Raw genomic sequence first — 24820 nt, 5'->3', positions numbered from 1 at the left:
CCTTTCACCCGATCGCCCCAGGTCAAGAACCGCCTCGCCGCACGGAGGGGCGCCGTCCGGGGGGCTTGCCGGTGCCGGATGTTGACGTCGGGCCGGTCAACTTCCATTGATCACCGCAGCGTTCGACGAAGCCGAGGGCCTGGAGTTCGTGGAGGTGGTGGAGGGTCCGGTCCCGGTCGCGGCCCGCATCGCGGGCGATGAGCTCGCGGTCGCCGCCCGCTCCTCCGGGCACCGCTTCGAGCACCGCGGCCAGCGCGGGAGTGAGCAGGTCCCGGGGCACGACGGGGCCGCGCCGCTCGGGGGCGAGCTCACCCATTCCGCCGACCAGTTCGGCGATCTCGGCCGCGTCGGTCACCAGGCAGGCGCCCTCGCGCAGGAGTTCATGGACGCCCGCCGAGAGCCCCGAGGTGACGGGGCCGGGAATGCCCATCGTGTGGCGGCCGAGATCCCGGGCGCGCCGTGCCGTGACCAGGGACCCGCTGCGGTACTGCGCCTCCACGACCACCGTCCCCCGGGTCAACGCCGCGATGACACGATTGCGCAGGACGAAGCGGCTGCGCGTCGGATGGCCGCCGGGCGGCAACTCGGCCAGCACCAGACCCTGTTCCGCGATCCTGCCGATCAACTCGGTGTGCCCCCGTGGATAGGGCACGTCCACCCCGCAGGCCAGCACGGCCATGGTGGCCCCGCCCGCGGCGAGCGCCCCTCGGTGCGCGGCGCCGTCCACGCCGTAGGCGGCGCCGGAGACGACCGCCCAGCCGAGCTCGGCGAGTCCGGTGCCGAGGATGGCCGACACATAGGAGCCGTAGTCGGTGCAGGCCCGGGCGCCGACGACGGCGACGGACCGCAGGGCCCACAGCCGGAGGTTGGCCTCTCCCCGCGCCCAGAGACCGATGGGCCGGGCGTCGCCGAGATCGTTCAGCTGGGCCGGCCATTCCCGGTCGCCGGGGCAGAGGAAGCGGCCGCCCAGTCCGGCGACGATGCCGAGGTCACGGCGTGGGTCGAGCGCCGCCGCCCGCGCCCGGCATCCCGCGAGCCGCTCTTTACCGGCGCCCGGGGGCGGCGGTCCCGCTCCGGTCAGTCCCCGCACCAACTCCTCGGCGCCCAGCTCGCGCAGCCACCGCCCCACCCTCTCGTCCCCCGGTTCGGTGAGCCGCGTCAGCGCCACGCGCGCGAGCCGCTCCCCGAGGCCGGGCGCGGGGTCCTCCGGCTCCGGCGGCTCCGACGACCCGGACGGCCGTGGCAGTTCCGGCTCCGGGCTCCTCGGCCCCGGCCCGGCCCCCGTTCGTCCGCCTCCGCCGCCCGGCCCCTCCCCCGCTCTCCGGCGGCCGCGCATCAGCTCGCTCCCGCCGCGGCCGGGACACCTCTGACGACACCGGTGCGCAGATACAGGGCCTGGGCCACGTCCTCGGCGTCCGGGCGGTCGTGTCCGGCGAGGTCGGCGACGGTCCAGGCGACCCTGAGGACCCGGTCGAGGCCCCGGGCCGTCAGCATGCCGCGCTCCATGTCGCGTTCGGCCTCGGCGAGGGCTCCGGGAAGGGGGTGCCATCGGGTCCGCAATTCATGGCCCGGCATCTCGCCGTTGGTGCTCCACGGAGTGGCCCGATACCGGGCGGCAGCGCGCTCCCGTGCCTCGCGCACCCGTGCGGCCACCGTCTCGGTGCTCTCCGCCCCGTCCTGACCGGTGAGTTCGGCACGGGTCACCGCCTCCACCCTGACGCGCAGATCGACCCGGTCCAGCAGCGGGCCGGACAACCTGGCCTGATAGCGGCGGATGGCGGTCGGCGAGCACGTGCACTCCTCCCCAAGCTGCGAGTGCCGCCCGCAAGGACAGGGATTCGCGGCCAGGGCCAGCAGGAACCGCGCGGGCATCTGCATCATGCCCGCCGAGCGCGCCACCACGACGCGACCCGCCTCCAGCGGCTGCCGCAAGGCGTCCAGCGCCCGTCCGCTGAACTCCGCGGCCTCGTCCAGAAACAGCACACCTCTGTGAGCCAGGGACACCGCGCCGGGCCGTGGGAGGCCGACGCCGCCGCCCACGAGTGCCGCCATCGTCGCCGAGTGGTGGGGAGCGCAGTACGGCGCGGTGTCCACCAGCGGCTTGCCGGGTGGCAGGACACCGGCGACGGAGTGCACCGCCGTGACCTCCAGGGCCTCCTGGGGCGTCAGCGGCGGCAGCAGGCCGGGGAGCCGCTCGGCCAGCATCGTCTTGCCCGCGCCCGGCGGGCCCTTGAGGTAGAGGTGGTGGCCGCCCGCGGCCGCGACCTCCAGCGCCTTGCGGGCGAGGTGCTGGCCCGCCACCTCCGCCATGTCGGGGACGTGGCGCGCGGCGCCGACCCCGCAGAGCACGCCCGTGCCGATCCCGGCCCCGGCGACCGACAGGCCCGCCAGGGCCGGATCCGGCCGTCCCTCCTCATCCGGCGCCTCCTCCGGCACGGGCTCATCCGAGAGCACCGCGATCAGCTGGCGCAGGCTGCGGACTCCGAGGACCGAGACATCGGGCACCAGGGACGCCTCCGCGGCCGTCTGCTCGGCGACGACCACCTGGCGGTAGCCCGCGTCGGCGGCGGCGAGCACCGCGGGCAGCACCCCGCGGACCGGCCGGACCCGGCCGTCGAGACCGAGCTCGCCGATCATCATCAGGCCGGCGATCTGGCGGGGGTCGATCCGCTCGGCGGCGGCCAGCACCGCGCAGGCCACCGCGAGGTCGAAGCCGCTGCCGCCCTTGGGGACCGACGCCGGGCTGAGCCCCACCGTCAGCTTCTTCTGCGGCCACTCCGCCCCGGAGTTCACCACCGCGGAGCGCACCCTGTCGCGGCTCTCCTGCAAGCTCTTGTCCGGCAGGCCGACCAGTGTGAAGGCGGCGATCCCCGGCTCCAGACCGGCCTGGACCTCGACCACCACGCCCTCGACCCCGACCAGGGCCACCGAGCACGTACGGGCGAAGGCCATCACGCCACCCCCTTGGCGTGCTCCACGACGGGGGCTCCCCGGCCCGGGACGACCACACCCACGAGGTCGATCCGCACCCCGCCCGGCGGTGGCGGCCCGCCGTGTCCCTCCAGCCAGCGCCCGGCGAGCGTGCGCAATCGGCCGGCCTTCACCGCGCGGACCGCGGCCATGGGGTGTTCGTAGGGGCCCGCGCGCCGGGTCTTGACCTCGCAGACCACCAGGGCGTCACCGTCCGACGCGACGATGTCGATCTCGCCGTCCCGGCAGCGCCAATTGCGGTCCAGGATCCTTATCCCGGCCTCCCTGAGCCGGCGCACCGCCAGCTCCTCGCCATAACGGCCGAGCGCCTGGCGCGCCAGTCCCCCGCGGGGTCCGGCGGGCTTCGCGGCCCCCGCCCGTGCCGTCGGCACGGCGGGCTCCCCCGGCTCCGCGGGCCGCTGTGATCGAAGCATGGTCACCACCTCCGGCACCGACTGTGCCGTGACCGCGCCCCGCTGTTGGATCTTGGTGGATAACCCGCCGGTTGTGGATAACTCAGCCACCCGGGAGGTCGAGATCGCTCTTGTTGAGCTCCTCGATGTTCACGTCCTTGAAGGTGAGCACCCGCACCTGTTTGACGAACCGGGCCGGCCGGTACATGTCCCACACCCAGGCGTCGGCCATCGAGACCTCGAAGAAGACCTCGCCCTGGACGGAGTGCACCTGCATCTCATAGTCGTTGGTGAGGTAGAAACGCCGCTCGGTCTCGATCACGTATTTGAACAGACCGACGACATCGCGGTACTCCCGGTAGAGCTTCAGCTCCATCTCGGTCTCGTACTTCTCGAGGTCCTCGGCGCTCATGGCATGTTCCCCTTCAGCCGTGCGTCCCCCTATTGTGCGTCAGGCCCGCTCCGTCTCCAGGAGCACCGGCGTACTCGGGGGTCCTTCGTCGAGCAGCGTACGCAGCAGCTCGGCGAGCCTGGTCGGATACACCGTCTCACGGGTCGCGAGAAGTTCTCCGCACGTCCACCACCGCAGCCCCGTGACGCTGCGCCGCTCCAGCTCCGTACCGCCTCCGGTCCACACCGCGGCCTGCCGGGTGCGGGCCAGGTAGTAGCACTCGTCCTGCTCCCAGCGGCGTCCGTCGAAGGGGAAGGAGCAGCTGCGCCGCCACAGCACCGGGCCCAGCTCGATGCCGGTGATCCCGGTCTCCTCGGCCAGCTCCCGGCGGGCCGCCTGTTCCCAGGTCTCGTCGCCCTCCAGCCCGCCGCCCGGCGTGAACCACCAGGTGGTACCGGGGTCGTCGGGCTCGAAGCCGTGGAGCAGCAGCACCCGGTCCTCCGGGTCGAGCAGGATGACCCGCGCGGCCCTGCGCGGCCCCGTGCCCGGTGATTCGGACAGCAGCACCTCACCCGACACCCGCTGTCACTCCCTTCCCGCTTCCCGGACCGCCGGAGCGGCCGTTCCGCCCGGCTCCGCCCCGTGGCGCCAGGCGGCGCGCCATCGGCCCGTACGCCGCGCCGCCCAGGATGAGCACCGCGCCGGCGATCACCGAGGCCAGCACCAGGGGCAGCGGCCCGGGGCGGGACGTGCCGCCCGGCAGCGCGGCGAACGCCTGGGGTCTGTCCATCATCCCCCAGCTGCCCATCGGCCAGGCGATGGCGTCCACCCGCCCCTTCACCGCGGAGGCGGGCACCGCGCCGTGCGTGGCATCGGACAGGTGGGAGCGGGAGTCGATCGAGGTCGTGCGGTGGTCGCCGATGAGGAAGAGCTGCCCTTCGGGCACGGTGGCCGAGAAGGGCATGACCGACGCCGGGCTCCCGGCCGCCAGATAGGTCTCGTCGACCGGCTTGCCGTCGACCGTCATCCGGCCCTGCCGGTCGCAGCACTCGATCTTGTCGCCGCCGACACCGACGACGCGCTTGAGCATGGGCACATTGCCCCAGACCTTGTCCTTGAAGACCACGACATCCCCACGCCGCACCTCGCTGCCGTCGATGCGCTCGGCGAGCACCCGGTCGCCGCGCGCGATGGTCGGCTCCATCGAGTCGGTGGGGACCGTGTACGGCTGGTAAAGCACGGCTCCCCAGACGAATCCGCCGAGGAAGAGCACACAGCCGACGGCCACGGCCAGCCCGGACAGCACCCTGCCCGCGCGGCCGTGGCCGTCGTCGTCACGTCCCGCTGCGCCCATTCCGGCTCCCGCCCCCGTAAAGATCGGATTCCGCATGCCCTGAGGCATGGGATCGCACCTTACCGGGCGGTACGGAGGCGAGTCAGCCCTTCGGGCCGGTCTTCCCGATGATCCGGCGGCGGCGCCACAGCACCAGCGGCACCGCGCCCGCGAGACCGAGCGCGGCGGGTGTCGCCGTGGCGGCGGCGTTCAGGCCGGACTGGTCGAAGGTGCCGGGCACCGAGAGGAAGGACCAGCGGTCGATCGGCCAGGCGACGCTGAAGGCGCGGCCCACGACGTCCTTCACCGGCACCGTGCCGTTGTACAGGTCCGGGTGGTAGCGGGAGTCCAGCGAGTCCTGGCGGTGGTCACCCATCACCCAGATGTGGTCCTTGGGGACCTTCACCGGGGCGAACGGCTTGTCGTCGCACGGGGAGTTGCCCGGGAAGATGTACGACTTCTCGTCGAGCGCCTTGCCGTTGACCTTCACCGGACCGCCCTGGCCCTGGCATTCCACGGTGTCGCCGCCGACCGCGATGACCCGCTTGATGAGGTCCTTCTCCTCGGCCGACGGCATCAGGCCGATGAAGCTCAGGACCTTTTGCACACCGCGCCCGAGAGGGCCGGAATTCTGCTGCTGGGTATCGGGGCCGAGCCAGCTCTGGTCGCCCTTGCCCGGGTCGTGGAAGACGACCACCTCGCCCCGCTCGGGCTTGGACCCGAACCAGGGGGTCAGCTTGTCCACCAGCACCCGGTCGCCCCGCTGAAGGGTGTTCTGCATCGAATCGGAAGGAATCGAGAACGCCTGGACGAGGAAAGTCTTGATGAACAACGCGAGCAACAGGGCGATGCCGACGAGGATCGGCAGCTCTTTCCAGAAGGACCGTTGCTTCTTGGCCTGCCGTCCACCCGGCTCCTCGGCGTCGCCGGGGGCCGCCTTGTCGTTCTCCGGGTTCACCGGTCCGTCCGCCGCCGACCGGGACGCCTGGGCCGACCGGGCCGCCTGGGACGAGGCGGCATCCTCCGGCGCGCCGCCCCCGGATGACTCATCGGTCCCTCCGGGTCGTTTCTCGGGCTCTCCATGACCGGAACGTGCGCCGACCGCCAAGTCCCCCACATCCGCTCCTCTCTCCACTCTGCCGCCTGTCGTACATACGACGCAGGCCCACCACTCCCATAACGAGCGGGAGTTCCGCAGGGGTCGGGAGCTGGATCAATCCGTCCTGATCCATGGAGGACACACTATTCGGCGAAGCGCCCGCTCGCGCCCCCGTACGCGGCGCGTCCCCGACCGATGCGAAGGTGTCCCGTTCGGACAGGCTCCGCCAGTGGCCGAACGGCCAGGCGATCACCATCGCCCGCCCCACCACAAGGCTCTCCGGGACGGTGCCCTGCCCGGCTTCCGTCAAGTGGTAGCGGGAATCGGCCGAATCGGAACGGTGGTCACCCATGACGAAAAGGCGCCCCGCCGGTACCCGTACGGAGAATTCGATCTGTGACGGCGGGTTCCCCGGGTTGATATACGGCTCGTCGAGCGGTGTTCCGTTGACTGTGATTTTGCCGTTCTTGTCGCAGCACTTGACCGTGTCGCCGCCGACGGCGATCACCCGCTTGATCAGATCCTGCTCTTTCGCGGAGGGAAGCAGCCCGATGAAGGTCAGGAACTGCTTGCCCTGTTTGATGCCCACCGGGTCGTGCCCGGCCGTGGTCCCCTCCCCCGTGTGCCATCCGCCGGGGTCCTGGAAGACCACCACATCGCCGCGCTCGGGCTTGGACCCGAACCACGGGGTCAGCTTGTCGACCAGCACCCGGTCGCCGATCCGGATCGTCTGCTCCATCGAGCCGGACGGGATCACGAACGCCTGCAGCAGGAATGTCTTGAGCACGAGGGCGATCAGCAGGGCCACCGCTATGAGGATCGGCACCTCCTTGACCGCGGACCTCCGCCGGCGCCGCGTGACCCGCCGCGCCGCCTTCCGCCGCGCCGCGCGCCCGCCCGTCTCCACGCCCGCGTGCCCGGCGGCCGGGCCCCCGGTGTCCGGCGGGCGCGGCGGACCCGTACGCCCCCGGCTACCCATGCCGCCGCCCGGACGGGTCCGGTACGTCCGCGAAGGCGTCCGGCCTGCGCAGGGAGGTGAGCCGGCCGAACGGCCAGCCGATCCAGTCGGCCCGCCCGACGACCCGGCCGACCGGGACCGTGCCGCCGCCCGGCTCGCCCAGGTGATCACGCGAGTCGCGGGAGCCGCTCCGGTGGTCGCCCATCACCCAGAGCTTCCCCGGCGGTACGACGATGTCGAAGGGCACCCGCGAGGGCGCGTCCCCCGGGAAGAGGTACGGCTCGTCGATCGGCCGCCCGTTGACCTGGAGCCGGCCGCGGGCGTCACAGCAGGTGACCCGGTCGCCGCCGACACCGATGACGCGCTTGATGTAGTCGGTCCGCGCGGGGCTCATCAGGCCGACCGACGACGCCCCCTTGCGGATCAGCCCGGTGATCATGTTCTCCGAGGGGGCGTCCTGGACGAACGAACCCGTGCCGTCGAAGACCACCACGTCGCCGCGGACCGGCTCGTCGCCGAAGCTGTAGGCGAGCTTGTTGACCAGCACCCGGTCGCCGACCTGGAGCGTGTTCTCCATGGATCCGCTCGGGATCAGGAAGGGCTGGACGACGTAGCTGCTGAGCAGCAGCAGGAAGACCAGGCAGGCGGTGAGCAGCAGGCCGGTCCTGCGCAGCGGTCCGCCGCCGGCCGGCCAGTCCCGGATCCGCGCCGGCCGGCTCCGGCCGGGTATCTCCGCCGGAGGCGTCTTTCCGGGAAAACGCGAGGAGCGCGACCCCTGCTCCTCCCCCTGTGCGGGTTCTGGAGAGCGGTCGCGCTCCGAAAGCTGTGCGTCGGTGTCCATCGAGCCGAAAGCTTATCCGGCCGGGCCCGGACTCCGGACAAAAGCTCAGTTGTCGCGCTTCTCCTTGATCTTCGCGGCCTTGCCGCGGAGCTCACGGAGGTAGTACAGCTTGGCGCGGCGGACGTCACCGCGGGTCACCAGCTCGACCTTCTCGAAGATCGGGCTGTGCACCGGGAAGGTGCGCTCGACGCCGACGGAGAAGGAGACCTTGCGGACCGTGAAGGTCTCGCTGACGCCCGCGCCCTGGCGGCGGATGACGACACCCTTGAACTGCTGGATGCGGGAGCGGTTGCCCTCGATGACGCGAACGTGGACGTTCACGGTGTCACCGGGACGGAAGGCCGGGACGTCGGTGCGCAGCGACGCGGCGTTGACGTTGTCGAGCAGGGAGGACATGTTCGTCTGCTTCCTCGCCGATGCCACAGGTCATCAGCGGAATCGAAATGATGCTGGGGTGGTGCATGAGCCGGGCGGACGTCGTTCCCCCTGTGGCAGGGGCGCGCGCCGGGCGCAAGGCAACGGCTTATTCTTCCACGTCCGGGGCCACTCGCCCAAATCGGCCGTCGGGGCCCGGACCCCAGCCCAGGATCGAGAGCATCTCGCGGTCCTTCTTGTCGAAGGCCGCCGGTTCGGTGCGCTCGATGAGGTCGGGCCGGTTCACGACCGTGCGCCGGAGTGCCTCGTCGCGGCGCCAGCGGGCGATCTTGCCGTGGTGACCGCTCACCAGGACGTCCGGGATGCCCCGGCCGCGCCACTCGGGCGGCTTGGTGTAGACGGGCCCTTCGAGGAGGTCGGCCATGGCACCGGGGGCGAAGGAGTCGTCGCGGTGCGACTCCGCGTTGCCCAGCACGCCGGGGAGCAGCCGGGCGATGGCCTCGACCATCACGAGGACGGGCGCCTCGCCGCCGGCCAGCACGTAGTCGCCGATGGAGACCTCGCGCACGTCGAGGCGGTCGCCGTACTCCTCGATGACGCGGCGGTCGATGCCCTCGTAGCGGGCCGGGGTGAAGACCAGCCACGGCTTCTCGGACAGCTCGACGGCGAGCTGCTGGGTGAACGGCTTGCCGCTGGGCGTGGGCACGACCAGGGTCGGCAGGCCCTCGCCGGAGGCGATGACGGAGTCGAGCGCCTCGCCCCAGGGCTCGGGCTTCATCACCATGCCGGGGCCGCCGCCGTACGGGGTGTCGTCGACGGTGTTGTGCTTGTCGTGCGCCCAGTCCCGCAGGTCGTGGACGCGGACGTCCAGTTGTCCGCGTGCTCGGGCCTTGCCGACGAGCGAGACGTTCAGCGGCTCCAGGTACTCGGGAAAGATCGTGACGACATCGAGCCGCATCACGCGTCACCCTTCGCCGTGTCGTCCTCGTCCTGCGCGCCGGCCTCGGCGTCGCGGGAGCTCGCGACCTCGGCCTGCTCGCTGTCGATCAGGCCGCGCGGCGGCTCGACGAGCGCGCGCTGCGCGTCGAGGTCGATCTCCGTGACGATCTCGGAGACGAAGGGGATCATGACCTCGCCGCCGTCGGGCCGCTCCACGATGAAGAGGTCCTGCGACGGCAGATGCGCGATCTCCGTGATCCGGCCGATCACGGTGCCGTCGGCGGTGACGACGTCGAGGTCCATCAGCTGGTGGTCGTAGAACTCCTCGGGGTCCTCGGGGGTCTCCTCGGGGTCCACGTCGGCGATCAGGAGCGTGTTGCGGAGCGCCTCGGCGCCCGTACGGTCCTTGACGCCGGCGAAGCGCAGCAGCAGCCGACCGCTGTGCACCCGCCCGGTCTCGATGGTCAGCGGGCCCACTCCGGCGGGGTCCGTGGCCAGCACGGCGCCCGGCCCGAGCCGCAGCTCGGGGTCGTCCGTGCGCACCTCAACGGTGACCTCACCCTTGATCCCATGGGCGCGGCCGATCCTGCCGACTACCAGCTGCATGCCGTTCCTTCTCTGCTTCTGCTGTACGAAGCTTCTGCTGTACGAACACGACGGGCGAACGCGACAACGGGCCGGGAGGGGCCATAAGCCCCTCCCGGCCCGTGCCGGTGCTCAATCGCTTCTCAGCGGACCTGGTCCACGTCGACGAGGTCGACGCGGATGCCACGGCCGCCGATGGCTCCCACGACGGTGCGCAGTGCGCGCGCGGTGCGGCCGTTGCGGCCGATCACCTTGCCGAGGTCGTCGGGGTGGACCCGGACCTCCAGCACGCGCCCGCGCCGCAGGTTGCGCGAGGCCACCTGCACTTCGTCGGGGTTGTCGACGATGCCCTTCACGAGGTGCTCAAGGGCCTCCTCGAGCATCCTCAGGCCTCGGTCGACTCAGCGGACTCGGCCGCGGCGGCCTCGTCCTTCTTCTCCGACTTCTTGGCCTTCGGGGTGATGGCCTCACCCTTCGCGGCGCTGTCCTCGAGGCCCTTGGCGAACTCGTCGAACGCGCGACGCTTGTCCTCCTTGGTCTCGGGGAGGAGCATCGGGGCCGGGGCCGGCAGGCCCTTGAACTTCTGCCAGTCGCCGGTGACCTTGAGGATGGCCATGACGGGCTCGGTCGGCTGCGCGCCGACACCCAGCCAGTACTGGACACGCTCGGTGTCGACCTCGATGCGCGAGGGGTTCTGCACCGGGTGGTACAGACCGATCTCCTCGATGGCCCGGCCGTCACGGCGGGTACGGGAGTCGGCGACGACGATGCGGTAGTGAGGCGAACGGATCTTGCCCAGACGCTTCAGCTTGATCTTGACTGCCACTGGAGTGGTGTCTCCTGGTCTTGACGTGGTTGGGCACAACGAGATGCCACGTGGGGTTGCGGTACTCGGGGTGCCCGATGGACGCGTCAGCCGGAGGAGAGAGGGGTCCTGTGCGACTGTCGAGTACAGCGTCCCATTGTGCCACACCGCTCCAGGTCAGCCGACCGATACGGCCTCGGGGATACGGAAGGGCTGCCCGCAGCCGCCGCACATGATCGGCGCCTGCGCGAGCACGGAAGGCACAACGCGGACGTTACGGCCGCAGTCGCACACCGCCTTGACCCGCACTCCCCCGCCGGAGGAGCCGTGCCGCGCCGCCGGGCCCCGGAAGGTGCGCGAGGTGTCGGCGGTGGTGGCGACCGTGTGCGCCTTCAGGGCGCGCTGGAGTCTCTCGATGGTGGGGCGGTAGCGCTTGCGCGCCTCCGGGTTGAGCACGACCAGCGAGAAGCCGCTGCTGGGATGTGGCTCGTCCCCATGGTCGAGACCCAGCTCCTCGGCGATCGCCAGGAAGCGGCGATTGTGGTAGCGGCCCGCACGTGACGTGTCACGGACACCGCGGGCGGCCGCGATGCCGTGCACTGCCTCGTGCAGCAGCCGTTCGAAGGAGAGCTCGGCGCCGCAGGCGGACGACGACTCCCCGATCAGCGATTCGGGCGCGGCTAGATCCGGCAGCTCGGGGTGGTACCGCTGAATGTCGGCCCACGCCTGCGCCAGCTCTGCGGCGAGAACAGGTGGTGTCGTGCTCACGTCGTGACAACGAGCAGGGATGGCCCGGTGTTCCGATACCGGGCCATCCCAAATAATTTGCACGTACCAGTCAGTTTCACGCTCATGCGTCCCGACGAGGGCGGGTGCGCAGATCTATGGAGAACCCGCGCACCTGTTCGCAACATGGGACGTACTGACTCATGAGTAAGCGCGCATCAGGGGGCGTGCGCCCCCGCGCGCTTCCATGCGCCTGCCCGCCCCGGGAGTGATCCGTTCCGGCATCGGCGCTCTCCCGCGCCGGCCGTGTGCGGCCGGCGCGGGGACCGGCGCGATCAGTACGCGCGCGCGACGATCGCGATCGTGCCCGGGGCGTCGTCGGCCTCCGGCACCGAGCCGTCCTCGGCGATCAGGCAGCGCACGGACACGGCCTGCTCGGCGAGCTTGGCCTCGCCCTCGGGACCGAGGTCCGCCCACGGGATGCGCGCCCAGCCACCGGCGACGGCGGCCTCCGCGGCCTCGGCGATGGTGCGCACGTCGGACGTCAGCGACTCGCGGCGCTCGCGCGACTGGGTCAGCAGCAGCTCCTGGTCCTCCTCCAGGACCTTCGGCAGCAGCGCGACCAGCTCGTCGAGGCGGACCGGCGCCTTGCCGCCGGGGATCCGGCGGGCCAGCATCGCGGTGCCGTTCTCCAGGTCGCGCGGGCCGACCTCGATGCGCACCGGAACGCCCTTGAGCTCCCAGTCCACGGCGCGGCGGCCGAAGGGGGTGTCGGTGCGGTCGTCGACCTGCACCCGGATCCCGGCGGCCTTCAGCTGGTCACCGATCTCGCGGACCTTGGCGATCACGGCGTCGTCACCCTTGATCGCCAGGACGACGGCCTGGACGGAGGCGAGGCGCGGCGGCACCCGCAGGCCGCTGTCGTCGCCGTGCGACATGATCAGACCGCCGACCATGCGGGTCGAGACGCCCCACGAGGTCTGCCAGACCATCTCCTGCTGCCCGTCCTTGGACAGGTAGGAGGTGTTGAACGCCTTGGCGAAGTTCTGGCCGAGCTCGTGGCTGGTGCCCATCTGGAGCGCCTTGCCGTCCCGCATCATGCCTTCGAGCGTGAGGGTGTTGATGGCGCCCGCGAAGCGCTCCTTGGCCGTCTTGCGGCCCAGCACGACGTCGATGCCGAGCACGTTCACCATGAAGTCGTAGTAGACGTCGCGGTGGATGCGGGCCGCGTAGTCGCGCGCGTCCTCGTAGGTGGCGTGGGCGGTGTGGCCCTCCTGCCAGAGGAACTCGCTCGTGCGCAGGAAGACACGCGGGCGCATCTCCCAACGCACCACGTTGGCCCACTGGTTGATGAGCAGGGGCAGGTCGCGGTAGCTCTGCACCCACTTGGAGAAGTATTCGTTGATGATCGTCTCGGAGGTGGGCCGGACGACGACCGGCTCCTCCAGCTCCTTGCCGCCGCCGTGCGTGACGACCGCGAGCTCGGGCGCGAAGCCCTCGACGTGCTCGGCCTCCCGCGTCAGGTAGGACTGCGGGATGAACAGCGGGAAGTACGCGTTGGAGGCGCCCGCGTCCTTGATGCGCGCGTCCATCTCCTGCTGCATGCGCTCCCAGAGCCCGTACCCGTACGGGCGGATGACCATGGTGCCGCGCACCGGGCCGTTGTCGGCCAGCTCGGCCTTGTTGATCAAGTCCTGGTACCAGCGCGGGAAGTCTTCCGCCTGGGGGGTGAGAATGGGAGCCTTTGCCATGGTGCGAATGGTACGGGGCCGATCCACCGGAGCGTGAATCCCCTCCCCGCGGCCACCCGCCCACCGGCGGGCCGCGACCCCGCTGCCCGTGCGAGAGCGCCCGGCACATGCCATCGTGGGCGGACGGGAACGTTCTCGCGCCGCCCCCTGGACTCGGGGACGGAAGCGGAGTTCTCTGGCATACGGGGGTGCTTCACAGCAGCGCGCACGGCAGCACATCGGGGGGCCGATTCGGCACATACACGTCTCTCGGCGGATTGGGGCGCTTTCGATGACACCAACGCTCGTGCGGCCGCACCGGCCGTCCGCTGCGTCGCCCGGCTCCCGGGCCCGCGACTGGGCGGAGATCCAGGAACGGATGCTGGTGCCGCTCTACGAAGCGGTGTACCAACGGCTGGAGGTCTCCTCCGGCACCCGGCTGCTCAGCCTGGGCTGCGGCTCCGGGCTGGCCCTGCTGATGGCGTCGGCCCGGGGCGCCACGGTCTGCGGCGTCGACTCCGACCGGCGGCGGCTGGACCTGGCCCGCGAACGGCTGTCCCCCGAGGGCGGCCGCGCCGGACCCGGCGCGCGCCTCGGGCACGGCGGCCCCGGATCCGTCACCGAGCCCGGCACCCCTGCCTTCAACCTCGTCACGGCCTTCGACCCGCTGTACTGCGCGGGCGGCGGCGCCGGCCACCTGGCGGGCGCCCTCGCCGAGGCGGCCGCCTGTGCCGAATACGGCGCGCCCGTCGTGCTGGCCGGCTGGGGCCCGCAGGAGCGCTGCGCCGCCTCGGGAGCGCTTCGGGTCGCGGCCCGGCTCGCGGACCCCATGTGCGCGCCCTCCCGCTGGCGGCCGAGCGGCCGCGACGACCTGGAGAACCTGGCCCAGCGCGCCGGCCTGCGCCCGGACGGCTCGGGCCGCGTGGCCTGCCCGTACGGCTACGCCGACCTGGGCAGCGCGGTGCGCGGGATGCTCTCGACGGGCGCCTTCGACGCGGCGATCGAGGCCACGGACGAGGAGCAGGTCACCAAGGAACTCTCCGAGGCGCTCCACCCCTACCTGCGCCGCGACGGCACCGTGTGGATGCCCAACGTCTTCCGCTATCTCATAGCCCGCGTCTAGCCCGGCCCCGCACAAGCGTGAGGTCCTACTGACGTCAGTAGGACCTCACGCTTTCGTACGACGGGATCAGCCCATGAACTTCTTGAACTCGTCGGGGAGTTCGAAGTTCTCCGGCTGCTGGCCCGCGGCGGGCAGGCCCAGCGGGTTGGCCGCCTGCTGCTCGCGGCGCGCGGCCGCGGCCTCCTCCTCGGCCTTGCGCTTCATCGGGTTGCCGCTCTTGCGCTTGCCCTTGGCCTGCTTGACCTGCTTCTTCTTACGGGCCGCGCCGCCGCCCATGCCCGGCATCCCGGGCATCCCCGGCATGCCGCCGCCCTGGGCCATGCGGGACATCATCTTGCGCGCCTCGAAGAAGCGCTCCACCAGATTCTTGACCGCGCTGACGTCCACGCCCGAGCCCTTGGCGATACGGGCACGGCGCGAGCCGTTGATGATCGTGGGGTCCTGGCGCTCGGCCGGGGTCATCGACTTGATGATCGCGGCGGTGCGGTCGACGTCGCGCTCGTCGAGGTTGTTGATCTGTTCCTTGATCTGCCCCATGCCGGGCAGCATGCCGAGCAGCTTGGAGATGGAGCCCATCTTGCGGACCTGTTCCATCTGGGACAGGAAGTCGTCGAGCGTGAACTCCTTCGGCCCCTTCGCCAGCTTGGCCGCCATCTTCTCGGCCTCGTCCTGGCTGAAGGTCTGCTCGGCCTTCTCGATGAGGCTGAGCATGTCACCCATGCCGAGGATGCGGGACGCCATGCGGTCCGGGTGGAACGCGTCGAAGTCGTCCAGCTTCTCGCCGTTGGAGGCGAACATGATCTGCTTGCCGGTCACATGCGCGACCGACAGGGCGGCACCACCGCGGGCGTCACCGTCGAGCTTGGAGAGCACCACGCCGTCGAAGCCGACGCCGTCGCGGAACGCCTCGGCGGTGTTGACCGCGTCCTGACCGATCATGGCGTCGACGACGAAGAGGACCTCGTCGGGGCCGACGGCGTCGCGGATGTCCGCGGCCTGCTGCATCAGCTCGGCGTCGATGCCGAGGCGGCCGGCGGTGTCGACGACGACCACGTCGTACTGCTTGGACTTCGCGAACTCGATCGAGTCCTTGGCGACCTGCACCGGGTCACCGACGCCGTTGCCCGGCTCCGGCGCGTAGACCGCGACGCCCGCGCGCTCGGCGACGACGGAGAGCTGGTTGACGGCGTTGGGGCGCTGGAGGTCACAGGCGACCAGCAGCGGGGCGTGGCCCTGGCCCTTGAGCCAGAAGCCGAGCTTTCCGGCCAGGGTGGTCTTACCGGCACCCTGGAGACCGGCGAGCATGATGACCGTCGGGCCGGTCTTGGCGAAGCGCAGCCGGCGGGTCTCGCCGCCGAGGATGCCGATGAGCTCCTCGTTGACGATCTTGATGACCTGCTGGGCGGGGTTCAGCGCCGCGGAGACCTCGGCACCGTTGGCCCGCTCCTTGACCTGGCGGATGAACGCGCGGACGACCGGCAGGGCGACGTCCGCTTCGAGCAGCGCGATACGGATCTCGCGGGCGGTGGCGTCGATGTCCGCCTCGGACAGTCGGCCCCGGCTCCGGAGGTTCTTGAATACGTCCGCCAAGCGGTCGGAAAGAGTATCGAACACAGCGCTCGTCGGTCCTCGGGGTCGGGGGCGGGGTGAATCGCCCTCCAGAGTATCTGGCCCCGCCGACCCGGTGTCCTCGCCCACCGGATATGACGAACCGGAACGGACGGGACGGGACGGCGCGGCGCCCGGCGTGCTCCCGGGCGGGCGTGGAGAACGGCCGTGGCCACGGCCGTTCAGGCCAATGCCGCCTCCACGGCCCGCGCCACCGCCGTCGCCTCCTCGTCGGGCAGCGGCCCGCCGTCCACCCGCGTCACATAGAAGGCATCCACCACATGGGCCCCGAGCGTGCTCACGTGCGCGCTCCGCACCCACACCCCCGCGTCCTCCAGGGCCCGCCCGATGCGGTGCAGCAGGCCGGGGGCGTCCTGGGCCCGTACCTCCAGGACCGTCGCGTCCCGTGAGCCACCGGCGGCCACCGTCACCCGCGGCGGCCAGTGCACGCCCCGGCGCCGCCTGGCGTACGCCGCCTCCCGCTCCGCGAGCCGGCCGACGAGGTCCAGGCCGCCGTCCAGGGCCCGTACGAGATCGTTCCGCAGCCGTACGGACTCCGGCAGGGAGCCGAACTCCGCGGCCACCCGCCACCGCAGCAGCAGCGCGCCACCGACCGACCGCAGGTCGGCCGCGCGGACGGTCAGCCGGTGCAGCGCGAGCACTCCGGCGGTCGCGGCCAGCACTCCCGACCGGGCGGGGACGGCGATGGCCAGTTCCACGCCCACCGTGCCCGAAGCCTCGCGGGCCTCCTCGCCCTCCGGCCGCTCGCGCAGCTCCAGCACGACGCCTTCGGTGCGCAGCGCCTCGGCCACCAGGCGCTCGTGCCCGGCGCCCGGCGGCTCCGCCCGCGTACGGCCCGGGGCGTCGCCCGTGAGCGCGGCCGCGGCGCGGCGGACGAGGCCGGTCACCAGCGAGGCCCGCCAGGCGCTCCAGGCCGCGGGCCCGGTGGCCAGCGCGTCGGCCTCGGTGAGGGCGTGGAGCAGCTCCAGCGTGTCGGTGCGCGCGACGGCGTCGGTGACGGTGCGGATGGTCGCCGGGTCGTCGAGGTCGCGCCGGGTGGCGGTGTCGACGAGCAGCAGGTGGTGGCGTACGAGCGTGGCGAGAGTCCCGGTGTCCGCCGGGCCGAAGCCGAGCCGGGCGGCGATGTCCCGGGTGAGGGCCTCCCCCACCACGGAGTGGTCACCGGGGCGGCCCTTGCCGATGTCGTGCAGCAGGGCGGCGACGAGCAGCAGGTCGGGGCGGCCGACGTCGCGCGCGAGGGCGGCGGCCCGGACGGCCGTCTCGATCAGGTGCCGGTCGACGGTCCAGCGGTGCACGGCGTTGCGCTGCGGGCGGCAGCGCACGTGCTCCCACTCGGGCAGCAGGCGCGAAATGAGCCCTTCCGCCTCCAGGGCCTCCCAGACCTCGACGGTGGGAGGGCCCGCGCCGAGCAGGGTGATCAGCGCCTCGCGCGCCTCGTCCGGCCAGGGCACCGGCAGCGGGGCGGCGGTGGCGGCCATCCGGCGCACGGCGTGCGGGGACAGCGGCAGTCCCGCCCGCGCGGCGGCGGCCGCGGCGCGCAACGGCAGCACGGGGTCGCGCTCGGGCCGTGCCGCACGGGCGAGCACCGCCTCGCCGTCCTGCTCGACGACGCCCTCGGCCAGCGGCAGGCGCTCCGGCTCCACGAACCCCCCGCGGCCGCCGCGCCCGCCGAGGATCCGCCGCAGGCGCGGCCTGGCCGAGCGGGCGCGCAGGACGCGCCCGACCTCGCGCCAGGTGACGTCGGCGGCGTAGGAGACGGTGCGGGCCGCTTCGTAGACCTCGCGCAGCAGGGTGTCGCCGTCGGGGAGGCCGATGGCGGCGGCCACTTGGTCCTGCTCCTGGAGGGCGAGCCGGTCGGTGGCGCGGCCGGTGGCCAGGTGGAGGGCGTCGCGGGTGTCGAGCAGCAGGGCGCGGGCGCTCTCCAGGCCCTCGCGGGGCGCGTCCGCGAGCCAGGAGGCGGCGACGGCCCGCAGGGCGGTGGCGTCCCGGAGGCCGCCGCGCGCCTCCTTGAGGTCGGGCTCCAGCAGGAAGCGCAACTCGCCCTGGAGCCTGGCCCGTTCCTCGCCGAGCTCGCGCAGCTCCGGCAGCCGGGAGGGGGCCTGGGCCCGCCAGTCGGCATAGGCGGTGGCGCGCAGCCCGGCCGTGAGGTGCTCGTCGCCGCCGAGGTGGCGGGCGTCGAGGAGTCCGAGGTGGACCTTGAGGTCGGCGGCGGCGGTCCGGCGCGCCTCGGCCGGGGTGCGCACGGAGTGGTCGAGCGCGAGGCCCATGTCCCATACGGGGTACCAGACGCGGTCGGCGATCGCCGCGATCTTCGACGGGTCCGCCGAACCGTCGTGCAGCAGCAGGACGTCGAGGTCGCTGCGCGGCGACAGCTCGCCGCGGCCGTAGCCGCCGACGGCCACGAGTGCCACGCCGTGCGTCTCGCCCAGCAGCGACCCCAGCCACTGGTCGGTGAGCCGGGCGAGGGCGGCGCGGCGCGGCGGCCCGGCCGTCCTCCCCTGGTGCAGGAGGCGCAGCCGGGCCGCCGCATAACCGCCGGGTTCCGAGCCGGTCGCCGGGGAAGCGGTGTCCGTCACGTCGGGACTCCTTGAGAGTGCTCGTGGAAGGGGGCCGGCCGATCCGTGTCCGGCGGGGCTTCGGACGGCCGCGGGCCTAGAGGGCGTCCGGACCGCGCTCGCCGGTGCGCACGCGGATGACGTCCTCGACCGGGACGACCCATACCTTGCCGTCGCCGATCTTGCCGGTGTCGCCGGAGCGGGCGGCCTTCACGATGATGTCGACGACGTCCTCGGTGTCGTGGTCCTCGGTGAGGATCTCTATCCGGATCTTCGGCACGAGGTCGACGGTGTACTCGGCGCCGCGGTAGACCTCGGTGTGACCCCGCTGGCGGCCGGACCCGCTGGCCTCGCTGACGGTCATGCCGCGCACGCCGAAGCTCCGCAGCGCCGCCTTGATGTCGTCGACCATGTGCGGCTTGACGACCGCGGTGATGAGCTTCATGCGTCCACCTTCTTGTGCTGTGCCGTGCCGTTGTCCGGGGTGTGGCCGGACGTGCCGCGACCGGTCTCCGAGGACGGGTCCGACGAGGGGTGTGCGGCGGTCCGGGGGACCGCCGAGACGCCGCCGACCGCGCTGAAGTCGTAGGCCGTCTCGGCGTGGAACGCCTGGTCGATACCGCTCAGTTCGTCGTCCTCGCTCGCCCGGAAGCCGATGACCTTGTCGACGAGCTTGGCCAGGAGCCAGGAGACGGTGAAGGAGTAGCCCAGCACCGCGAACGCCCCGACGGCCTGCCGCCCGAGCTGGGTGGCCCCGCCGATGCCGCCGGTGGCGAGGAGGCCGACGAGGAGGGTGCCGATGACGCCGCCGACGAGGTGGACGCCGACCACGTCGAGCGAGTCGTCGAAGCCGAGCTTGAACTTCCAGGCGACGGCCCAGGAGCAGACCGCTCCGGCGACCACGCCGATGAGGAGCGCGCCGAAGGCGTTGACGGCGGCGCCGGAGGGTGTGATGGCGACCAGGCCGGCGACGGCGCCGGAGGCCGCGCCGAGGGTGGTGAACGCGCCGTGCCGGACGCGCTCGTAGGCGAGCCAGCCGATCATGGCGGCACCGGTGGCCACCTGGGTGTTGAGCGCCATATTGGCCGCGGTGCCGTTGGCGGCGAGCGCGGAACCGGCGTTGAAGCCGAACCAGCCGAACCACAGCAGCGCCGCGCCGAGCATCACCAGCGGCAGGCTGTGCGGCCGCATGGGGTCCTTCTTGAAGCCGATGCGCTTGCCGACGACGAGCACGGCGGCGAGGGCGCCGATGCCCGCGTTGATGTGGACGGCCGTACCACCCGCGAAGTCGATCACCTTCAGCTTGAAGAGCCAGCCGCCGGGCTGCCAGACCCAGTGGGCGACGGGGAAATAGACGACCGTCACCCAGAGGGTGATGAAGAGGGCCCAGGCGCTGAACTTCACACGGTCGGCGAGCGCCCCGCTCATCAGGGCGGGGGTGATGACGGCGAACATCAGCTGGAAGAGGGCGAAGGCGAAGACCGGGATGCCGCCCTTGCCGGTCAGCGTCTCCGGGCTGATGCCCTTGAGGCCGATGTGGTCGAGATTGCCGAGCAGCCCGGCGCCGACGTCGTCCCCGAAGGCGAGTGAGTAGCCATAGAGCACCCACAGCACGGTGACGATGCCGAGCGAGATGAACGACATCATCAGCATGTTGAGCGCGCTCTTGACCCGCACCATGCCGCCGTAGAAGAAGGCCAGGCCCGGGGTCATCAGCATCACGAGCGCGGCACTGATCAATACGAATGCGGTATCTGCGCCATTCACGCGACGTCTCCTCGAAAGCGGCGGCCCGTACGGGCGGATGGTCAGCGGGCCGGGTTTCGCCAAGAGGTTGACGCAGCGCGGTTTCAGCCGGTGCGGCCGGTTGTTTCACCGGGGTGACGATGGCGTCGTAGGTGTTACGCCCCGATGAACTGCGGTGGGTCGGCCCGCGACGTGTGGTGCTTCGCGGTGGCGGTCCATGGGGGCTCGGACCGGCCGCGGCGACCGCCCTGTCGGACCTGGCGTGGGGGAGCCGAGTCGGGCTGTACGGGAGGGTCGCCGCGGTCGGGGTCGGGGGTGGAGAAGGACGTGCGGAGGTCGGCCGGCACGGTGACCGGATCAGACCGCTTGCACGGCTTCCGGGGATTCCGGCAGGTGAATGCCGAGTTGCTCGGTGAGGGCGACGACCTCGTGCACCTCGCCGAAGTCACGGGCGGCGGTGCCCACGGTCTTGCGCAGGCGGTTGTTGACCCGCTCCGAGCGCACCTGCTTGGCGATCTTCAGAGCCTTGCCGGCCGCGACACTCGCCTGCTCCGGCTCGCGCTGCATCAGGTGCACGGTGGCCATGCCGATGAGATTGAGTGCATACGACCGGTGGTGGTCGCCGTCCTGCTCGAAGAGCTCGACCGCCCGCTCCATCTTGGGCCGGGCGAGCGAGGCGTATGTGGGGCTGCGGCCGGCCACATAGGCGAGGTCGCGGTAGGAGTGGGCGTTCTCGGCGTTGAGCTCGGCCTCGGAGAAGAAGCGGATCCAGTCGGGGTCCTCGTCACCGGTGCCGCAGTCGGCGAAGCAGTCCTCCGCCATGGTGACCGCGCGCTTGCACTTGGCGGGCTGGCCCATATTGGCGTAGGCCCGGGCCTCCACGGCATAGAGCATCGCCTGGGTGCGCGCGGTGGCGGTCTCCCGCGAGCCGTACTGCCCGAGGTGGATGAGCTCCAGGGCGTCGTCGGGCCGGTCGAGGTGGATCATCTGACGGCCCATGCTGGAGAGGATGTACGACCCGAGGGGGCGGTCGCCGGCCTCCTTCGCGGCGTGCAGGGCGAGCACGAAATACTTCTGCGCGGTGGGGTGGAGGCCGATGTCGTAGCTCATCCAGCCCGCCAGCTGGGCCAGTTCGGCGGCGGCCTTGAACAGCCGCTTGGAGGTGGCCTCCGGCTGGGGCTCCTGGAGCAGGTCGGTGACCTCGTGGAGCTGCCCGACCACGGCCTTGCGGCGCAGCCCGCCGCCGCACTGGGCGTCCCACTGCCGGAACATCACGGTCGTGGACTCCAGCAGATCCAGCTCGGGCGCGGAGAGCCTGGAGGCGCGCGGGGAGCGGTCCTGCACGCTGTGCAGATCCCGGCCGACAGGGCCGGGCGTGAGCCAGCGCTGCATCGGCTCGATCAGCGAGGGGCCCGCGGCGAGGGCGAGCGAGGCACCGAGGAAGCCGCGCCTGGCCAGCATCAGGTCGCTGCGGGAGAACTCGCTGATCAGCTCGACGGTCTGCGGGCCGGCCCAGGGCAGGTCGACACCGGCCACGGAGGGCGACTGGTGCGCGGCCCGCAGCCCGATGTCCTCGACGCCGACGACGCAGCCGAAGCGCTCGGAGAACAACTCGGAGAGGATCTTGGGAATCGGCTCGCGCGGCTGCTCGCCGTCGAGCCAGCGGCGCACCCGCGAGGTGTCCGTGCTGATGTGGTGGGCGCCCAACTGCCGCGCCCTGCGGTTGACCTGGCGCGCCAGCTCGCCCTTCGACCAGCCGCTGCGCAGGAACCAGGAGCCCAACTGCTCGTTGGGACGCTTCTCGGCCCGGTCGGACCCGGCCTTCTCAGCTTTCTCGGCACCACTGGTGCCGCTGCCGTTGCCGCCCACCTGGAAGCCCCCATCCCGAACTCTGTCTCAGTGCGTGACCCGCAAACAGCCTGCCGCCACCGCGGCGGCCTGTACCGGTGATGCTCCACCCCGGCCGGGGGTTGGCCGGCCGGGCGGCGATACGGGCCGCGCCTCCGACGTGTGGCAGTCGGCGGGTGCATCTCCGAGGTCCGTGCACCGAAAGTAATCCTACGATCACGGGTCACGCGAGGGCAGTCCAGGAAACGCCACCATTCGCCACCCCAAGGAATGAACTCAACCGCACCTCCACGCGATTGACTTGACACATACCGGTCAGGGGCAGGTCGGACCGATGCGCGCCAGGGCGCACGCCCGGCGGCGCACCCCGGTCCGCACACCGTCACGCCGTCGCATGGAGGCTTCGGCGACCGTCCGTGTCCGAGACACTCCGAGTCGTAACCATCGGCGAGCACGACCCGTTGGAGGGGGCATGGGCTTCACTATCGGCGGCATCCGGGACCTGCGCTCGGGCTCTCGGCGCCGCGGACGCGCGTCCGAGACCGTGACAGCGGTGGCGGAGTACACCGGTCTGTGGGGATGGGATGTGGTCCCGGGCGCCCGTGCCTCCCGCGGCGGGCGTCCGGCCTGTTCCTGCGGCACCGCCGACTGCCCGGCCCCCGGCGCGCATCCGCTCCCCTTCGCCCCGCCCGTCCCGGCGGGCGCCACCCTGGGCGCCGCCGCGGCCGCGTGGGGCGAGGTGCCGGGCGCGGCCGTGCTGCTGCCCGTGGGCCGCTCGTTCGACGTGCTGGAGGTCGCGGAGGCCGCCGGGCGGCACGCCCTCGCCCGGCTCGAGCGCATGGGGCTGCGGCTCGGCCCGGTGGCCCTCACCCCGCACGGGCGGGCCCTGTTCTTCGTGGCACCCGGCGCCGCCGCCGAACTCCCCCAGCTCCTCTACCGCATGGGCTGGGACGACGCCCGGCTCGACCTCCGCTGCCTCGGTCCGGGCGACCACGTCACCGCGCCGCCCTCCGACCTCGCGGGCCTCGGCCCGATGCGCTGGCTGCGCCCGCCGACCCTCGACACGGCGGGCCGGCCACCGCAGGCACGGCTGCTGCTGGGCACACTGGCGTACGTCTGCCACCGCGCGCCGCTGTGCCGTTGAGGCTGCCGCCCCGGCTGTAGCCCGTGGAGCCCGGGCGCGTCCTCGACCGCCGGGCCGGCCGGATGCCCGCGTGACCGCCCGCCCGCGGCAGCCGAGGCCCTCCGGCGGCGGTGATGCGGAAACGGAGCACGGCCGCGAGACGTCAGGGGCCCCACAGCCGAAGCTGTGGGGCCCCTGTTGTCCTGCGGGCACGCGTCCCGGTCAGTCGCCGATCAAGGCGTCCACGAACGCGCCCGGTTCGAACGGCGCGAGGTCGTCCGCGCCCTCGCCGAGGCCCACCAGCTTCACCGGCACGCCCAGCTCGCGCTGGACCGCGATGACGATGCCGCCCTTGGCGGTGCCGTCCAGCTTGGTGAGCACGATGCCCGTGATGTCCACGACCTCGGCGAACACCCGCGCCTGCACCAGGCCGTTCTGCCCGGTGGTGGCGTCGAGGACCAGCAGCACCTCGTCGACCGAGCCGTGCTTCTCCACGACGCGCTTGACCTTGCCGAGCTCGTCCATGAGCCCGGTCTTGGTGTGCAGGCGGCCCGCGGTGTCGATGAGGACGACGTCCGCGTTCTCGGCGATGCCCTCCTTGACCGCGTCGAAGGCGATCGACGCCGGGTCGCCGCCCTCGGGCCCGCGGACCGTGCGCGCGCCGACGCGCTCGCCCCAGGTCTGGAGCTGGTCGGCGGCGGCGGCGCGGAAGGTGTCCGCCGCGCCCAGGACCACGGACTTGCCGTCCGCGACGAGGACGCGCGCGAGCTTGCCCGTGGTGGTGGTCTTGCCGACGCCGTTGACGCCGACGACCAGCACGACGCCGGGCTTCTCCTCGCCGTTCACACCCACGCCGGGCTCGGTGTGCACGCTGCGGTCGGTGTCGGCGCCGATGAGGGCGACCAGCTCCTCGCGGAGGAGGGCGCGCAGCTCCTCGGGGGTGCGGGTGCCGAGCACCTTCACCCGCTCGCGGAGGCGCTCCACGAGCTCCTGCGTCGGGGCGACGCCCACGTCGGCGGTGAGCAGGGTGTCCTCGATCTCCTCCCAGGTGTCCTCGTCGAGGTGTTCGCGGGAGAGCAGGGTCAGCAGACCCTTGCCGAGGGAGTTCTGCGACCGGGAGAGCCGGGAGCGCAGCCGGACGAGCCGGCCCGCGGTGGGCTCCGGGACCTCGATCTCGGGCGCCGCCGGGGCCTCGGGGGCCTGGGGGACCTCGGGTTCCGCGACGGGCGCCTCGGCCACCGGAGCGTCGGCCGCGGGCAGCTCGACCTCTTCGACGGTGCGGCGCGGCTCCGGGCGCGAGGTCTCGGCCTCCTCGCCGACGTGCGGCTCGGCGGGCGGCGCGGTAACGGACGGGCTGCTCGGCGGGGCCGGGGGCAGCTGCTTCTTCTTACGGCTGCTGACCACGAGCCCGCTGATCGCGCCGAGCGCGACCACAGCGATGACTACAGCAAGGATGACGATTTCCATAACGTCCCCAGTATCGGACACCCGGCCGTCATCGCGCCGCCGCCTCCGCGACCTGTGGATTCGTACAAAGCAACGAGGACCAAAGGCACTATCTGGCCAAAGTTGGAGCAAAGTACGATGGCGGTCGACGTTGTGACGCGCGTAGAGTCCGCAGCGTCTCTTTC

Annotated in this window: 24 protein-coding genes; 2 read left to right on the top strand and 22 right to left on the bottom strand. The window is 72.1% G+C overall.

Annotation, left to right across the window (positions count from 1 at the left end):
• Positions 1–22: 22 nt before the first annotated feature.
• From dprA to proS, 16 genes are all read right to left on the bottom strand, one after another.
• Positions 23–1336, bottom strand: a complete 1314-nt coding sequence (gene dprA / locus ACH427_RS14980) for a DNA-processing protein DprA (RefSeq protein ID WP_398869867.1) — start codon at positions 1334–1336, stop codon at positions 23–25.
• On the bottom strand, positions 1336–2952 hold the full coding sequence (locus tag ACH427_RS14975) for a YifB family Mg chelatase-like AAA ATPase (RefSeq protein WP_398869866.1): 1617 nt from the start codon (positions 2950–2952) through the stop codon (positions 1336–1338). Before ACH427_RS14975 ends, dprA begins: the two co-directional genes overlap by 1 nt.
• Positions 2952–3404, bottom strand: a complete 453-nt coding sequence (locus ACH427_RS14970; RefSeq protein WP_398869865.1) for a YraN family protein — start codon at positions 3402–3404, stop codon at positions 2952–2954. Before ACH427_RS14970 ends, ACH427_RS14975 begins: the two co-directional genes overlap by 1 nt.
• Positions 3405–3486: 82 nt before the next feature.
• Positions 3487–3795: a DUF2469 domain-containing protein gene (locus tag ACH427_RS14965; protein ID WP_009714730.1), complete on the bottom strand. Its 309-nt coding sequence runs from the start codon at positions 3793–3795 to the stop codon at positions 3487–3489.
• 39 nt (positions 3796–3834) lie between these two features.
• Positions 3835–4353 (bottom strand): NUDIX hydrolase, encoded by a 519-nt coding sequence (locus ACH427_RS14960; protein WP_398869864.1) that lies wholly within the window; start codon positions 4351–4353, stop codon positions 3835–3837.
• On the bottom strand, positions 4343–5128 hold the full coding sequence (gene lepB / locus ACH427_RS14955; RefSeq protein ID WP_398869863.1) for a signal peptidase I: 786 nt from the start codon (positions 5126–5128) through the stop codon (positions 4343–4345). The genes ACH427_RS14960 and lepB (ACH427_RS14955) overlap by 11 nt, the downstream gene beginning before the upstream one ends.
• A gap of 82 nt (positions 5129–5210) precedes the next feature.
• Complete coding sequence (gene lepB / locus ACH427_RS14950; protein ID WP_398869862.1) at positions 5211–6224, bottom strand: signal peptidase I; 1014 nt, start codon at positions 6222–6224, stop codon at positions 5211–5213.
• The gene (gene lepB, locus ACH427_RS14945) at positions 6154–7185 is read right to left on the bottom strand and encodes a signal peptidase I (RefSeq protein WP_398869860.1); all 1032 of its coding nucleotides are present in this window, start codon (positions 7183–7185) and stop codon (positions 6154–6156) included. Before lepB (ACH427_RS14945) ends, lepB (ACH427_RS14950) begins: the two co-directional genes overlap by 71 nt.
• Positions 7178–8005, bottom strand: a complete 828-nt coding sequence (lepB, locus tag ACH427_RS14940; protein ID WP_398869859.1) for a signal peptidase I — start codon at positions 8003–8005, stop codon at positions 7178–7180. The genes lepB (ACH427_RS14945) and lepB (ACH427_RS14940) overlap by 8 nt, the downstream gene beginning before the upstream one ends.
• A 45-nt stretch (positions 8006–8050) precedes the next feature.
• A complete protein-coding gene (rplS, locus tag ACH427_RS14935) occupies positions 8051–8401 on the bottom strand; it encodes a 50S ribosomal protein L19 (protein ID WP_168096161.1) in 351 nt (116 codons plus the stop codon).
• Positions 8402–8528: 127 nt separating this feature from the next.
• Positions 8529–9338 carry a tRNA (guanosine(37)-N1)-methyltransferase TrmD gene (gene trmD, locus ACH427_RS14930; protein WP_398869949.1) on the bottom strand — a complete coding sequence of 270 codons (810 nt, stop codon included), beginning with the start codon at positions 9336–9338 and terminating at the stop codon, positions 8529–8531.
• Complete coding sequence (rimM, locus tag ACH427_RS14925; protein WP_398869858.1) at positions 9338–9925, bottom strand: ribosome maturation factor RimM; 588 nt, start codon at positions 9923–9925, stop codon at positions 9338–9340. Before rimM ends, trmD begins: the two co-directional genes overlap by 1 nt.
• A gap of 122 nt (positions 9926–10047) precedes the next feature.
• Positions 10048–10287 carry an RNA-binding protein gene (locus ACH427_RS14920; RefSeq protein WP_020868149.1) on the bottom strand — a complete coding sequence of 80 codons (240 nt, stop codon included), beginning with the start codon at positions 10285–10287 and terminating at the stop codon, positions 10048–10050.
• A gap of 2 nt (positions 10288–10289) precedes the next feature.
• On the bottom strand, positions 10290–10730 hold the full coding sequence (rpsP, locus tag ACH427_RS14915; protein ID WP_361525207.1) for a 30S ribosomal protein S16: 441 nt from the start codon (positions 10728–10730) through the stop codon (positions 10290–10292).
• Positions 10731–10886: 156 nt separating this feature from the next.
• Positions 10887–11477, bottom strand: a complete 591-nt coding sequence (locus ACH427_RS14910; RefSeq protein ID WP_361525204.1) for a hypothetical protein — start codon at positions 11475–11477, stop codon at positions 10887–10889.
• 293 nt (positions 11478–11770) lie between these two features.
• A complete protein-coding gene (proS, locus tag ACH427_RS14905) occupies positions 11771–13186 on the bottom strand; it encodes a proline--tRNA ligase (protein WP_398869857.1) in 1416 nt (471 codons plus the stop codon).
• A gap of 271 nt (positions 13187–13457) precedes the next feature.
• On the opposite strand from proS, the gene ACH427_RS14900 reads away from it, so the two are divergent.
• Positions 13458–14288 (top strand): class I SAM-dependent methyltransferase, encoded by an 831-nt coding sequence (locus tag ACH427_RS14900; RefSeq protein WP_398869856.1) that lies wholly within the window; start codon positions 13458–13460, stop codon positions 14286–14288.
• A 66-nt stretch (positions 14289–14354) separates the two neighbouring features.
• Here ACH427_RS14900 and ffh read toward each other — a convergent pair whose 3' ends face one another.
• The 5 genes from ffh to ACH427_RS14875 all read right to left on the bottom strand — a co-directional run bounded on the left by ffh (position 14355) and on the right by ACH427_RS14875 (position 22087).
• Positions 14355–15902 (bottom strand): signal recognition particle protein, encoded by a 1548-nt coding sequence (gene ffh / locus ACH427_RS14895; RefSeq protein ID WP_398869855.1) that lies wholly within the window; start codon positions 15900–15902, stop codon positions 14355–14357.
• Between the two features lie 176 nt (positions 15903–16078).
• The gene (locus ACH427_RS14890) at positions 16079–18493 is read right to left on the bottom strand and encodes a [protein-PII] uridylyltransferase (RefSeq protein ID WP_398869854.1); all 2415 of its coding nucleotides are present in this window, start codon (positions 18491–18493) and stop codon (positions 16079–16081) included.
• A gap of 76 nt (positions 18494–18569) precedes the next feature.
• Positions 18570–18917: a P-II family nitrogen regulator gene (locus ACH427_RS14885; RefSeq protein ID WP_398869853.1), complete on the bottom strand. Its 348-nt coding sequence runs from the start codon at positions 18915–18917 to the stop codon at positions 18570–18572.
• Entirely contained in the window at positions 18914–20239 is a 1326-nt protein-coding gene (locus ACH427_RS14880) for an ammonium transporter (RefSeq protein ID WP_398869852.1), read from the bottom strand. The genes ACH427_RS14885 and ACH427_RS14880 overlap by 4 nt, the downstream gene beginning before the upstream one ends.
• Before the next feature lie 336 nt (positions 20240–20575).
• Positions 20576–22087: a hypothetical protein gene (locus tag ACH427_RS14875; protein WP_398869851.1), complete on the bottom strand. Its 1512-nt coding sequence runs from the start codon at positions 22085–22087 to the stop codon at positions 20576–20578.
• Positions 22088–22538: 451 nt separating this feature from the next.
• Between ACH427_RS14875 and ACH427_RS14870 the strand changes: the two genes are divergently transcribed.
• Positions 22539–23210 carry a bifunctional DNA primase/polymerase gene (locus tag ACH427_RS14870; RefSeq protein ID WP_398869850.1) on the top strand — a complete coding sequence of 224 codons (672 nt, stop codon included), beginning with the start codon at positions 22539–22541 and terminating at the stop codon, positions 23208–23210.
• A 201-nt stretch (positions 23211–23411) separates the two neighbouring features.
• Here ACH427_RS14870 and ftsY read toward each other — a convergent pair whose 3' ends face one another.
• On the bottom strand, positions 23412–24656 hold the full coding sequence (gene ftsY, locus ACH427_RS14865; RefSeq protein WP_398869849.1) for a signal recognition particle-docking protein FtsY: 1245 nt from the start codon (positions 24654–24656) through the stop codon (positions 23412–23414).
• Between the last annotated feature and the right edge of the window lie 164 nt (positions 24657–24820).

Source organism: Streptomyces sp. NPDC020379, from assembly GCF_044387105.1.
GTDB lineage: Bacteria > Actinomycetota > Actinomycetes > Streptomycetales > Streptomycetaceae > Streptomyces.
The sequence above is the reverse complement of the archived record's forward strand: the minus strand, read 5'-3'. Positions and strand labels throughout refer to the sequence as shown.